Annotated in this window: 13 protein-coding genes and 1 pseudogene; 13 read left to right on the top strand and 1 reads right to left on the bottom strand. The window is 31.3% G+C overall.

All coding sequences use genetic code 11. From position 1 onward, the window contains the following. Positions 1-32: 32 nt before the first annotated feature. Complete coding sequence (locus tag GVY01_RS07890) at positions 33-812, bottom strand: NAD-dependent protein deacylase (protein WP_181299896.1); 780 nt, start codon at positions 810-812, stop codon at positions 33-35. A gap of 221 nt (positions 813-1033) precedes the next feature. Between GVY01_RS07890 and GVY01_RS07885 the strand changes: the two genes are divergently transcribed. The 13 genes and pseudogenes from GVY01_RS07885 to GVY01_RS07825 all read left to right on the top strand — a co-directional run bounded on the left by GVY01_RS07885 (position 1034) and on the right by GVY01_RS07825 (position 12866). Continuing rightward, positions 1034-1789, top strand: a complete 756-nt coding sequence (locus tag GVY01_RS07885; RefSeq protein ID WP_017638471.1) for a DeoR/GlpR family DNA-binding transcription regulator — start codon at positions 1034-1036, stop codon at positions 1787-1789. 285 nt (positions 1790-2074) lie between these two features. Further along, on the top strand, positions 2075-2503 hold the full coding sequence (lacA, locus tag GVY01_RS07880) for a galactose-6-phosphate isomerase subunit LacA (RefSeq protein WP_017638472.1): 429 nt from the start codon (positions 2075-2077) through the stop codon (positions 2501-2503). 17 nt (positions 2504-2520) lie between these two features. Then, positions 2521-3036, top strand: a complete 516-nt coding sequence (gene lacB / locus GVY01_RS07875; protein ID WP_017638473.1) for a galactose-6-phosphate isomerase subunit LacB — start codon at positions 2521-2523, stop codon at positions 3034-3036. Positions 3037-3048: 12 nt separating this feature from the next. Then, positions 3049-3981 (top strand): tagatose-6-phosphate kinase, encoded by a 933-nt coding sequence (gene lacC / locus GVY01_RS07870; RefSeq protein ID WP_017638474.1) that lies wholly within the window; start codon positions 3049-3051, stop codon positions 3979-3981. A gap of 3 nt (positions 3982-3984) precedes the next feature. Continuing rightward, complete coding sequence (gene lacD / locus GVY01_RS07865; RefSeq protein WP_017638475.1) at positions 3985-4956, top strand: tagatose-bisphosphate aldolase; 972 nt, start codon at positions 3985-3987, stop codon at positions 4954-4956. A gap of 31 nt (positions 4957-4987) precedes the next feature. Beyond that, positions 4988-5299 (top strand): annotated as a pseudogene (locus GVY01_RS07860) (PTS lactose/cellobiose transporter subunit IIA). Positions 5300-5304: 5 nt separating this feature from the next. Continuing rightward, positions 5305-7026 (top strand): lactose-specific PTS transporter subunit EIIC, encoded by a 1722-nt coding sequence (locus tag GVY01_RS07855; protein WP_026083542.1) that lies wholly within the window; start codon positions 5305-5307, stop codon positions 7024-7026. Positions 7027-7044: 18 nt separating this feature from the next. Next, positions 7045-8457 (top strand): 6-phospho-beta-galactosidase, encoded by a 1413-nt coding sequence (lacG, locus tag GVY01_RS07850; protein WP_046467169.1) that lies wholly within the window; start codon positions 7045-7047, stop codon positions 8455-8457. Between the two features lie 105 nt (positions 8458-8562). Beyond that, positions 8563-9423, top strand: a complete 861-nt coding sequence (locus tag GVY01_RS07845) for an alpha/beta hydrolase (RefSeq protein ID WP_108016865.1) — start codon at positions 8563-8565, stop codon at positions 9421-9423. Between the two features lie 226 nt (positions 9424-9649). Beyond that, positions 9650-10657: an NADP-dependent oxidoreductase gene (locus GVY01_RS07840; RefSeq protein WP_017638479.1), complete on the top strand. Its 1008-nt coding sequence runs from the start codon at positions 9650-9652 to the stop codon at positions 10655-10657. A gap of 66 nt (positions 10658-10723) precedes the next feature. Next, a complete protein-coding gene (locus tag GVY01_RS07835; RefSeq protein WP_017638480.1) occupies positions 10724-11731 on the top strand; it encodes a zinc-binding alcohol dehydrogenase family protein in 1008 nt (335 codons plus the stop codon). A gap of 346 nt (positions 11732-12077) precedes the next feature. Continuing rightward, positions 12078-12614 carry an alkaline shock response membrane anchor protein AmaP gene (gene amaP / locus GVY01_RS07830; RefSeq protein WP_017638481.1) on the top strand — a complete coding sequence of 179 codons (537 nt, stop codon included), beginning with the start codon at positions 12078-12080 and terminating at the stop codon, positions 12612-12614. Between the two features lie 12 nt (positions 12615-12626). Continuing rightward, positions 12627-12866 carry a DUF2273 domain-containing protein gene (locus GVY01_RS07825; RefSeq protein WP_002450482.1) on the top strand — a complete coding sequence of 80 codons (240 nt, stop codon included), beginning with the start codon at positions 12627-12629 and terminating at the stop codon, positions 12864-12866. The last annotated feature ends 67 nt before the right edge of the window (positions 12867-12933 follow it).

Below are 12933 nucleotides of genomic sequence, written 5' to 3'. Positions count from 1 at the left end.
TTCTCGAATCTTCGGGAAGTGCTTTTTAATGTTTAACTATTCAATTGATTGATAACATCTACCATATCCTCATTAATAACAAGAGAAGCTTCATTATCATAAGGTGTAGTATCTTTATTGATAATAACTAGATTGTCACCTTTAAAATTTGATACTAATCCAGCTGCAGGTTGCACAACTAATGAAGTACCAAGTACAACCAACGTATCTGCATTTTCGATTTTTTGTAATGCATTCATAATCACTGATTGGTCTAACATTTCACCATACAGAACAATGTCAGGTCTAATAGTACTACCACATGTGTCACATTGTTTTAACTGTCTATCAAGTACGTCTTTTTTAGTGTATGACTTATGACATTTAGGACAATAGAATCTGTTTAATGTTCCATGTAATTCATCAACATGCTTACTCCCTGCATCTGAATGAAATCCATCAATATTTTGAGTAATAACTCCAAGAGATTGACCGTTATGTTCTAAATGAGCAATCCATTCATGTACACTATTAGGTAATTTATCAGCATAAATTAATCTTTTATGACAGAAATTGATAAATCCATCAGGGTCATCTACAAAATAATCATGGCTTAATAGATATTCTGGTGAATAGCCATCTTTTGAAATTTCATCAAATAGACCTCCCATAGATCTGAAATCTGGAACCCCACTTGCTACAGATACACCAGCACCCGTAAAGAATACAATTTTCTCAGAGTTATCAATTAGTTGTTTTAAACTTTCAATTTTATTATTCAAAAATACACCTTCTTGTAAAAAATAGATTATACAGCATATCACTTTTAACATATGACTTCTTTACATTTATATATTATAGTAATAATGTTAAAGATATTGAAGTGATTTTATACATACTATTAAAATACAGTTGAACAATGTATTTTGTATACAATTAAAATTAGTAAATGATTAGGTAGATTCAGTATTTTTACTATTGAATAATCATGAATATTGATAAAAGATGGAAATTGAATGATGACACTGGCCTAATGTAAGGAGGTATTTATTTAGTGAATAAGCACGAACGTTTAGATGAGATTGCTAAGCTAGTCAATAAAAAGGGAACAGTGAGGACTAATGAAATCGTTGAAGGTTTAAATGTTTCTGATATGACAGTAAGAAGAGATTTAGTTGAATTAGAAAACCAAGGTGTTTTAACGAAAATACATGGTGGAGCACGTAGTAATTCAAATTTTCAATATAAAGAAATGTCACATAAAGAAAAGCACACACACCAAATTGAAGAAAAAAGATATATTGCTAAAAAAGCAGCCAGTTTAATTGAAGATGGTGATACATTATTTTTTGGACCAGGAACGACGATTGAAGTTCTTGCCGAAGAAATAAACCATCATTCTTTAACAGTGATAACAAACTGTTTGCCCGTTTATAAAATATTATTAGAGAAACAAACAACTAATTTCCGAGTTTATTTACTAGGTGGAGAAATGAGACATTTAACAGAAGCGTTTGTAGGTGAAATGGCAAACTCAGTATTAGAAAAGCTTCGTTTTTGTAAAATGTTTTTTAGTAGTAATGGTGTTAATAAAGGCAGTGTTATGACATCTTCTTTAGATGAAGCCTACACACAGCAACTTGCAGTAGAACATTCAGTTGAGAAATATTTACTAGTAGATCATACCAAAATAGGAAAAAATGATTTTACTTCAATTTGTCACTTGGATGATCTGACCGCAGTTATAATGGATAATCAAGATCAAGAGAAGCTAGAACAAATTAAAACATATATAGAAGTAGTAGAATAATATATTACTTTCAGAATAAATGACCTCGAATCAAACGATTCGAGGTTTTTTGTTTGAAATAATTACTTATTAAACGAATTTCAACATAATAAAACATTTTTCTGTGAAAAATCGAATATTTAGCTACAAATGTTTGGAAAAGTGTTTAATTCAAACAAAATACAAACATATTATGTTGAATTTATGTTGGTTTAAGTTTATAATTTAAACGTAAAGATTTGAAAGCCTTTTCTTTAAATATATATAAGATGCTTTTAATGACTATATTTGATAAGGAGAATTGCTATGACAATCATAATTGGATCAGATGTGGATGGTAAGCGTTTAAAAGATTTAATTAAAACATATTTAGTAGAAAGTAATTTTGATATTTTAGACGTTACTGAAGGTAAAGATTTAGATTTTGTAGATTCTACACTTGCCATTGCTAAAGAAGTACAAAAGAATGATGACAATTTAGGGATCGCAATTGATGCGTTCGGAGTTGGGAGCTTTATGGTTGCTACAAAAATTAAAGGTATGATCGCTGCGGAAGTGTCAGATGAAAGATCTGCATATATGACAAGAGGTCATAATAACTCAAAAATGATTACGTTAGGTTCAGAAATCGTAGGGGACACATTGGCACAAAATGTAGTTAAAGGTTTTGTTAATGGACACTACGATGGCGGGCGTCACCAAATACGCGTAGATATGCTTAATAAAATGTGCTAATTAGAGGAGGATTAACAATGAAAATAGCATTAGGTTGCGATCATATTGTAACTGATACAAAAATGGAAGTTTCACAGTTTTTGAAATCAAAAGGTCACGAAGTTATCGATGTAGGAACATATGATTTCGCGCGAACTCATTACCCAATTTTTGGTAAAAAAGTGGGTGAACAAGTAACAAGTGGGAATGCGGATCTAGGTATTTGTATTTGTGGAACTGGTGTTGGTATAAACAATGCAGTTAATAAAGTACCAGGTGTTAGAGCCGCACTTGTAAGAGATATGACTTCTGCCCTTTATGCCAAGGAAGAGCTAAATGCAAATGTCATTGGTTTTGGAGGTAAAATCATTGGTGAACTTTTAATGTGTGACATTATCGAAGCCTTCATTGAAGCAGAGTATAAACCTTCTGAAAAAAATGAAAAATTAATTGCGAAAATTAAACATTTAGAAACACATAACGAAGACCAAACGAACCCTAATTTCTTTAATGAATTTTTAGAAAAATGGGATAAAGGCGAATATCACGATTAAAGGAAGACACATATGATATTAACACTAACTTTAAATCCGTCTGTAGATATTTCATATGCTATTGAAGATTTTCAGCTTGATACTGTGAATCGAGTATCGAACATTGATAAAACTGCTGGCGGAAAAGGACTCAATGTAACTCGAGTATTGAATCAACTAAACGAATCAGTTATAGCTAGTGGATTAATCGGTGGTCAACTGGGCGAATTTATTGAACAACAATTAGAAGACTCACATATTAAACATTCTTTTTTCAAAATTAAAGATGTTACTAGAAATTGTATTGCTATTTTACATCAAGGTAAGCAAACGGAAATTTTGGAAAAAGGGCCAACTATTAGTAAAAAAGAAGGACAAAACTTCTTAGAACACGTTGATGAATTGATTCGACAAACTAAAGTGGTTGTTATTTCAGGAAGTCTACCTAAAGGTTTAAATAACAATTACTATTTGAAGATTATTGGAAAATGTCATGATGAACAGGTTCCATTAATACTAGATAGCTCTGGAGAAACATTAGTATCTTCTTTAAAAGGATTACATAAGCCAACTGTTATAAAACCCAATATTGATGAACTATATCAGTTATTAGGTCAACCTGTTGATGAAAGTATAGATGGGCTAAAACAAGCAGTAAATGATTCATTATTCAAAGATATAGAATGGGTCATTGTTTCATTAGGAGCAAAGGGTATGTTCGCTAAGCATCATAATCAATATTACAAAGTCAACATACCTTCTATTAAAGTATTAAATCCAGTTGGTTCTGGAGATTCTACAGTTGCCGGTATAGCTTCTGCATTGTTAAACAATGAAAGTGATGATGAACTTCTCAAAAAAGCTAACACCTTAGGTATGCTCAATGCTCAAGAATCACGTACAGGATATGTCAATATCAAAAACTATGACGAATTATATCATCAAATTGAATTATTAGAGGTGTAAATAATGGTAAAAACTCAAAATAAAACGACAGCAATTTCACAATTAAGTAATGAAAATGGTGTTATTTCAGCATTAGCATTTGACCAACGTGGTGCTTTAAAGCGAATGATGTCTAAATTCCAAACAACTGAACCAACAGTTGAACAAATTGAAAAATTAAAAGTACTTGTAGCTGAAGAACTTACACAATATGCATCATCTATTTTATTAGACCCAGAATATGGTTTACCAGCTACTGAAGCTAGAAATAAAAACTGCGGATTATTATTAGCATATGAAAAAACAGGTTATGACGTAAATGCTAAAGGTCGCTTACCTGACTGTTTAGTTGAATGGTCAGCTAAACGTTTAAAAGAACAAGGCGCGGATGCAGTCAAATTCTTACTTTACTACGACGTTGATGATGATGAGTATATCAATGTTCAAAAACAAGCATATATTGAAAGAATTGGTTCTGAATGCGTTGCAGAAGATATCCCATTTTTCTTAGAAGTTTTATCATATGATGACAATATTTCAGATAATAGCAGTGTTGAATACGCAAAAGTTAAACCTAGAAAGGTTAACGAAGCTATGAAATTATTCTCTGAACCACGTTTTAATGTGGACGTACTAAAAGTTGAAGTACCAGTAAATATGCAATATGTTGAAGGGTTTACTGATGGAGAAGTTGTTTATACCAAAGAAGAAGCGGCTCAACATTTTAGAAATCAAGAAGCATCAACGAATCTTCCATACATTTATTTAAGTGCAGGTGTTTCTGCAGAATTATTCCAAGAAACATTAAAATTTGCACATGAATCAGGGGCTAAATTTAATGGTGTACTATGCGGTCGTGCAACATGGGCTGGTGCAGTTCAAGTATATATTGAACAAGGTGAAGCCGCTGCACGTGAATGGTTAAGAACAACAGGATTTAAAAATATAGATGATCTTAACAAAGTACTAACTCAAACAGCGACATCTTGGAAATAACATAATTTAAATTGAGGGGAGTATATCGCTCATGAATAGAGAAGAAGTACAATTAATTGGTTTTGAAATAGTTGCTTTTGCAGGAGATGCACGGTCTAAATTTTTAGAAGCATTGACTGCTGCACAAAATAAAGACTTCGATAAAGCTGAAGCTTTAATTGAAGAAGGAAAAGGTCTTATTGCAGACGCGCACAAAGCACAAACAAGTCTTTTGGCTAAAGAAGCCCAATGAGAGGATATCGCATATAGTGTGACAATGATGCATGGTCAAGACCATTTAATGACAACTATATTATTAAAAGATGTGATGTCACATTTAATTGAATTATATAAAAGAGGGTGAAGACCTTGATGAAAAAGTTAATTGCTCAAATTGAAAAGGGTAAACCATTTTTTGAAAAGTTATCGAGAAATATTTATTTAAGAGCCATTCGTGATGGCTTTATATCAGCAATGCCTGTTATTTTATTTTCAAGTTTATTCCTATTGATTGCATTTGTACCGAATGTATTTGGCTTTAAGTGGGATAAAGAGATGGAAGGCATTTTAATGAAGCCTTATAACTACACAATGGGTCTTGTAGCATTATTAGTTGCTGGAACAACTGCCAAATCTTTAACAGATTCATATAACCGCAAGTTAGAAAGTACGAATCAAATTAACTTTATTTCTACTATGCTTGCGTCAATTTGTGGATTTTTATTCTTAGCAGCAGATCCTGCTAAAGAAGGTGGATTCTTAAACGCATTTTTAGGAACAAAAGGTTTATTAACAGCGTTTATTTCTGCATTTGTAACTGTTATTGTTTATAACTTCTTTATTAAACGTAATATTACTATCAAAATGCCTAAAGAAGTACCTCCAAACATATCTCAAGTATTTAAAGATATTTTTCCATTTTCAGCAGTCATTTTAATTCTTTATGGATTTGATTTAACTGTTAGAGCAACAATCGAAACTAATGTTGCGGCAGCGGTTCTTAAAGTATTCGAACCATTATTTACTGCAGCAAACGGATGGATTGGAATCACAATTATCTTTGGTGCATTTGCTTTGTTCTGGTTTGTTGGTATACATGGTCCATCTATTGTAGAGCCAGCTATTGCAGCTATTACATATGCAAACATTGAAGCAAACTTTAAGTTAATTCAAGCGTGTGAACACGCAGACAATGTTATTACCTCTGGTACTCAAATGTTTATCGTAACTATGGGTGGTACAGGTGCAACATTAGTAGTTCCATTTATGTTTATGTGGATAGCTAAATCTAAACGAAATAGAGCTATAGGTCGTGCGTCTGTGGTACCTACATTCTTTGGTGTTAACGAACCAATTTTATTTGGTGCACCTTTAGTATTAAACCCTGTATTCTTTATTCCATTTGTTTTAACACCAATTGTTAACGTATGGATCTTTAAATTTTTCGTAGATGTATTAGGGATGAATAGTTTTTCTGTTAATTTACCGTGGACTACACCGGCACCTTTAGGTATCGTCATGGGTACACAATTTGCATTATTATCATTTGTCTTAGCATTAGTATTAATTATTGTGGATATTATTATTTATTATCCATTCTTAAAAGTTTATGATAATGAAATTTTAGAAGAAGAAGCTGGTAATAAAGAAAGTAATAGCGAATTACAAGATAAAGTAGCAGCTAACTTTGATACTAAAAAAGCAGATGCAATATTAGCTTCACATTCTAATACAGAAGCAGAGTCAACATCTGACTTAACTAATAATATTACAGAACAAACGAATGTATTAGTCCTTTGTGCTGGGGGAGGAACAAGTGGATTACTAGCTAATGCACTTAATAAAGCAGCAGAAGAATATCATGTTCCAGTTAAAGCAGCTGCTGGAGGATATGGTGCACATAACGATATTATGAAAGATTATCAATTAATCATTTTAGCACCTCAAGTAGCATCCAATTTTGAAGATATTAAACAAGACACTGATAAATTAGGTATTAAATTAGTTAAAACTCAAGGTGTCGAGTACATTAATTTAACACGTGATGGACAAGCAGCATTAGCATTTGTACAAAAACAATTTGAAAATTAGATAGGAGCGTTTTTCATAATGACTAAACAATTACCTGAAGATTTTATTTTTGGTGGAGCGACTGCCGCATATCAAGCAGAAGGAGCAACTCAAACTGATGGTAAAGGACGTGTTGCATGGGATACTTATCTAGAAGAAAATTACTGGTATACTGCTGAACCAGCAAGTGATTTTTATAATCGATACCCAATTGATTTAGAATTAAGTGAAAAATTTGGTGTTAATGGTATCCGTATATCAATTGCATGGTCAAGAATTTTTCCTAAAGGATTTGGGAAAGTTAATCCAAAAGGAGTAGAATACTATCATAATTTATTCAAAGAATGCCATAAACGTCATGTAGAGCCATTTGTTACGTTACATCATTTTGATACGCCAGAAGTATTGCATAAAGATGGTGATTTTTTAAACCGTAAAACCATTGAATATTTTGTAGATTATGCTGAATATTGTTTCAAAGAGTTTCCAGAAGTAAAATACTGGACTACTTTTAATGAAATTGGACCTATTGGTGATGGACAATACTTAGTTGGAAAATTTCCACCAGGAATTACATACGATTTCGGAAAAGTATTTCAATCACATCATAATATGATGGTTGCACATGCTAAAGCAGTAAAGTTATTTAAAGATGGTGGTTATAAAGGAGAAATTGGTGTTGTACATGCATTGCCGACTAAATATCCATTAAATCCTAACAACCCAGAAGACGTTAGAGCAGCAGAATTAGAAGACATCATTCACAATAAATTTATTTTAGATGCAACATACTTAGGTAAATATTCAAGAGAAACTATGGAAGGTGTTCAACATATTTTAGCTGTTAATGGTGGTAAATTAGATATTAAAGAAGAAGACTATCAAATTTTAGACGCTGCTAAAGATTTAAATGACTTTTTAGGTATCAATTACTACATGAGCGATTGGATGAAAGCATATGATGGTGAATGTCTCATCACACATAATTCAACTGGAGATAAAGGTGGATCAAAGTACCAATTAAAAGGTGTTGGCCAAAGAGAATTTGATGTCGATGTACCTAGAACGGACTGGGATTGGATGATTTATCCTCAAGGTTTATATGATCAAATTATGAGAGTTGTAAAAGATTATCCGAATTATCATAAAATCTATATCACTGAAAATGGATTAGGCTATAAAGATGAATTTATTGAATCTGAAAAAACAGTTCATGACGATGCTAGAATTGACTACATTAAGCAACATTTAAATGTTATTGCTGATGCAATTAAAGATGGCGCTAATGTAAAAGGTTATTTCTTATGGTCATTAATGGATGTATTCTCATGGTCAAATGGTTATGAAAAACGATATGGATTATTCTATGTAGATTTTGATACACAAGAACGTTATCCGAAGAAAAGCGCATATTGGTATAAACAAGTAGCTGAAACAAGAGAAATAAAATAACTTATAAAACAAGGTGTATTTAAAATAATGCGCCTTGTTTTTATGTGCGGTGGTTGTAAAAATACTATATACTAATAGAATATATAAAATAGAAGAGGTAATCTAATGAAAGCAAAATGGCTATTAATTATAAGTATTTTAATCATCGCATTCATTGCAATTGCTACAGTGATGATTACACGTCAACATCATTCTACTAAAGTAAACGATCAACGTTTTATAAAAAGTCATACGGCTACTATCTTTTTACATGGATATGGTGGAAGCGAAAAGTCTGAAACGTTTATGGTAAAACAAGCAACTCAACAGGGTGTAACCCAAAATGTAATTACAGCTAAGGTAGATAGCAATGGTGAAGTTAACTTCAAAGGACATATGAAGTCAAAAGCTATAAACCCTATTATTAAAATAGAATTGGAAGATAATAAAAATGGGGACACATCACAAAACGCAAAAAATATTAAAAATGTTTTATCCCAGTTAAAAACAAAATATGAAATAAAGAAATACAATTTCGTAGGTCATTCAATGGGCAACTTATCCTTTGCATATTTCATGAAAATGTATGGTACAGATAAAAAGTTACCACAATTAAATAAAGAGGTTAATATAGCAGGTACTTTTAACGGCGTATTAAATCTAAATGAAAAAGTAAATGAAATTAGTGTTGATAAAAAAGGTAAGCCAAACAAAATGACTGATAATTTTAAAGAATTATTACCGCTGAAAAATATTTATAAAAATAAAGATATCAAGGTATTGAATATATATGGAGATTTAAAAGACGGCACACATTCGGATGGACGTGTCTCTAATAGTTCATCAAAGTCACTTCAATACTTAATTGGTAATAGTGTTAAAAGTTATAAAGAATCTAAATATACAGGTAAATCTGCTCAACATAGTCAATTACACGAAAATAAAAAAGTTGCCGATGAAATCGTAGAATTTTTATGGGCTAAATAAAAAAAGGTACAGTTTCTAACTGATATGAATTCGTACTTAATTGTTAGAATTAAACGGTTAAGTCAAAAACAGCTAGAGATTGTACTTTTTTATATTTTTTAAGAAATCAGTAACACGATTCATTCTTAATTTAAAATTTTATTTTCTTATACAATTAAGTTGGCATGATTTAGACATCTTGAATTGAGGTATTTAAATATTATCAATAATTAAAAAGGATGATTTCATGGATAATAAACAAATTATTTTTAATAAATACCCTGAAGGTATGCCACAAGATGATACATTCAAATATGAAGACATAGATATTACTGAGCCTAAAAATGGTGAAGTACAACTAAAAACATTATATATTTCAGTGGATCCATATATGCGTGGAAGAATGTCTAAAGGAGATTCTTATGTTCAACCATTTGAAATAGGACAAACTATAGAAAGTCACGTTGTAGCACAAGTAACTGCATCACAAGTAGATGGATTTAAACAAGGTGATATTGTTACCGGCGTATTACCATGGAAAAAATATAATACTGTAACTAGTGATAAAGTACGAGTTGTACCATCTACTGAGGTACCGTTAGAATTATATTTAAGTGTACTAGGTATGCCAGGACAGACTGGTTATCATGGATTATTAGATATTGGTCGTCCTCAAGAAGGTGAAACTGTTGTTGTATCAGCGGCATCTGGAGCGGTCGGTTCTGTTGTAGGTCAAATTGCTAAAATTAAAGGATGTCGTGTTGTTGGTATTGCTGGTGGACCAGAAAAAGTATCTTACCTAACAGACACATTAGGGTTTGATGCAGGTGTTGATTATAAAGACAATCAATTTTCAAGTAATCTAGAACAAGCATTACCTGATGGCGTTGATGTATATTATGAAAATGTTGGTGGCCAAATTAGTGATGAAGTATTCAAGCATTTAAATCGTCATGCGCGTATACCTGTATGCGGTTCTATTTCTGCATATAATCACCCTGAAGAAGACATTGGACCAAGAATTCAAGGAACATTAGTGAAAAAACAAGCTATGATGAGAGGATTCTTAGTAGCCGAATTTGCCGATGATTTCAAAAACGCAAGTGAACAATTAGCTGAGTGGGTACAACAAGGTAAAATTAAAACACAAACATCAGTTGAAGAAGGTTTTGATAAAGTTCCTAATGCTTTCAGAAACTTATTTACTGGAGATAACTTCGGTAAGCAAGTAATTAAAGTAGCAGATGTTGAATAAATTCTTTAAAATTAAAAGAAAACAAAGCTCATATTTATTTATAAATATTGATAGAGGTGGCTTAATATGAAAGCAATAGGATTTGAAAACCCATTTACTTTAGATCAAGGTAATCAGTTTAAAACTTTTCAGTTGAATACACCCTCACCTTCAGGACATGATATTTTAGTGAAAGTACAAAGTATAAGTGTCAACCCAGTTGATACGAAACAAAGACTGTTGCCTGTCGAACAATCACCAAGAATACTAGGCTTTGATGCAGTTGGCACTGTTGAAGCTGTTGGAAATGAGGTCACAATGTTCAAAGTAGGAGACACTGTGATGTATTCTGGTTCACCGAATCAACATGGTTCTAATGCTGAATATCAATTGATACAAGAAAACTTAGTTGCACACGCACCTAATAATATTTCAGCTGAACAATCAGCGAGTTTGCCTTTAACAGGGCTCACTGCATCAGAAACATTATTCGACTGCTTTAATATCTCATATAATCCAGACGATAATAAAGGTAAGTCTTTATTGATTATTAATGCTGCAGGTGGAGTTGGAAGTATCACTATACAAATAGCTAAATATTATGGATTACATGTGATAACAACTGCATCTAGAGAAGAAACCCAAAAATGGTGTTATGATTTGGGCGCTGATATTGTTTTAAATCATAAAGAAGATTTAAAACAACAACTCATAGAACATGATATTAATGAAGTAGATTATATCTTCTGTACATTTAATACTGATATGTATTATGAAAAAATGATTGATATGATTAAACCACGAGGTCATATTGCAACTATAGTAGCCTTTAATGATAAACAAGATTTAAACTTACTTAAGCCTAAAAGCATTACGTTCTCACATGAATTTATGTTTGCTAGACCTATTCATCAAACAAACGACATGATTAAACATCATGAATATTTAAAAGATATAGCTATTAAAGTAGAACAGGGACATTATCAACCAACTACGACACAAGTATTAAATGGTCTAACTGAAGATAATTTATATAAAGCGCATCAAATATTAGAGAGTCAATCAATGATAGGTAAGTTAGTCATTAATATTTAAATTGAATAAAAATAAGTTGACTAAAGGAAAGTCGATTGAATATCACGAGTATTCAATCGACTTCTTTAGTTAATATATGGTTTAAAGATTATATTATGAAATAATAGTAAAACGTATTTGTTCTATTAGTAATTAATAATACTAAAGATAAAAAATATTTTAAGATTTTTTGAAATAAACGTTTTCAATAACAATTAATTGGGAATAAAGCATATAAGTAGTACTTAATTAAATATTAAAACTGATAAATTAGTTTTAAATTATTGGTTTTACTTTATTTATGATAGGGTACTCATTTTGTGTGATACTAAAAAGTAAAATATTAATTGAGGAGGTGTCATACGAGGTGAAAAGACTTAAAAACTTTATCCTTGGCTTACTTATCGTAGTCATTGTTGGTTTCTTATTGTTTATGTATGTTAAAGACAGTCGTATTTCTCAATACCAAGACTACTTCTTACAATTCAATTGGTTCCAACCACTATTGATTGGGCTAGCAGGATTATTAATATTAATCGGTTTAATATTAGTATTAAGCATATTCAAACCTACGTATCGAAAACCTGGATTGTATAAAGAATTTGATGATGGACATGTATATGTATCAAGAAAAGCTGTTGAAAAAACTGTTTACGATACTATTGCAAAATACGATCAAGTTAGACAACCTAATGTTGTCTCAAAAATGTACAATAAGAAAAAGAAATCATTTATTGATATAAAAGCAGATTTCTTTGTACCAAACAATGTACAAGCTACATCTTTAACAGAAAGTATTCGTTCAGATATTAAACAGAATGTTGAACACTTTACTGAAATGCCAGTAAGAAAATTAGAAGTAAACGTCAAAGATCAGAAAACTTCTGGTCCAAGAGTGTTGTAAGGGAGGGATATCATGGCTAACAATAATAACCAAAATGGACAAGACTCTACGCAACAACTTATTAACATATTGAAAACTTTTAAATGGAGAATCATTGGATTTTTAGCATTTTTACTTATAGCTATATTATTCCTAACTTTAGGTTTTTGGAAAACAATCTTAATAATTGTTTTATGTTTAATAGGAATTGGTATTGGGTATATTAAAGACCGTACACAAGACTTTTTGAATTTTCTAAATAGATGGAGTTAACGTAACTCTAGACATTTAAGATATTCATATTAACTTTTTATAAAACTAACAATTAAACATTTTATTG

This window comes from Staphylococcus sp. 8AQ, from assembly GCF_902506595.1.
Taxonomy (GTDB): Bacteria; Bacillota; Bacilli; order Staphylococcales; family Staphylococcaceae; genus Staphylococcus; species Staphylococcus pasteuri.
The sequence above is the reverse complement of the archived record's forward strand: the minus strand, read 5'-3'. Positions and strand labels throughout refer to the sequence as shown.

What these genes read in the sequence shown, in the direction of transcription:
- GVY01_RS07835 (WP_017638480.1), top strand. Translation starts at nt 10,724, where the DNA reads ATGAAAGCAATAGGATTTGAAAACCCATTTACTTTAGATCAAGGTAAT.
- lacA (WP_017638472.1), top strand. Translation starts at nt 2,075, where the DNA reads ATGACAATCATAATTGGATCAGATGTGGATGGTAAGCGTTTAAAAGAT.
- lacC (WP_017638474.1), top strand. Translation starts at nt 3,049, where the DNA reads ATGATATTAACACTAACTTTAAATCCGTCTGTAGATATTTCATATGCT.
- GVY01_RS07845 (WP_108016865.1), top strand. Translation starts at nt 8,563, where the DNA reads ATGAAAGCAAAATGGCTATTAATTATAAGTATTTTAATCATCGCATTC.
- GVY01_RS07840 (WP_017638479.1), top strand. Translation starts at nt 9,650, where the DNA reads ATGGATAATAAACAAATTATTTTTAATAAATACCCTGAAGGTATGCCA.
- lacD (WP_017638475.1), top strand. Translation starts at nt 3,985, where the DNA reads ATGGTAAAAACTCAAAATAAAACGACAGCAATTTCACAATTAAGTAAT.
- GVY01_RS07825 (WP_002450482.1), top strand. Translation starts at nt 12,627, where the DNA reads ATGGCTAACAATAATAACCAAAATGGACAAGACTCTACGCAACAACTT.
- GVY01_RS07890 (WP_181299896.1), bottom strand. Translation starts at nt 812, where the DNA reads ATGTTAAAAGTGATATGCTGTATAATCTATTTTTTACAAGAAGGTGTA.
- lacG (WP_046467169.1), top strand. Translation starts at nt 7,045, where the DNA reads ATGACTAAACAATTACCTGAAGATTTTATTTTTGGTGGAGCGACTGCC.
- lacB (WP_017638473.1), top strand. Translation starts at nt 2,521, where the DNA reads ATGAAAATAGCATTAGGTTGCGATCATATTGTAACTGATACAAAAATG.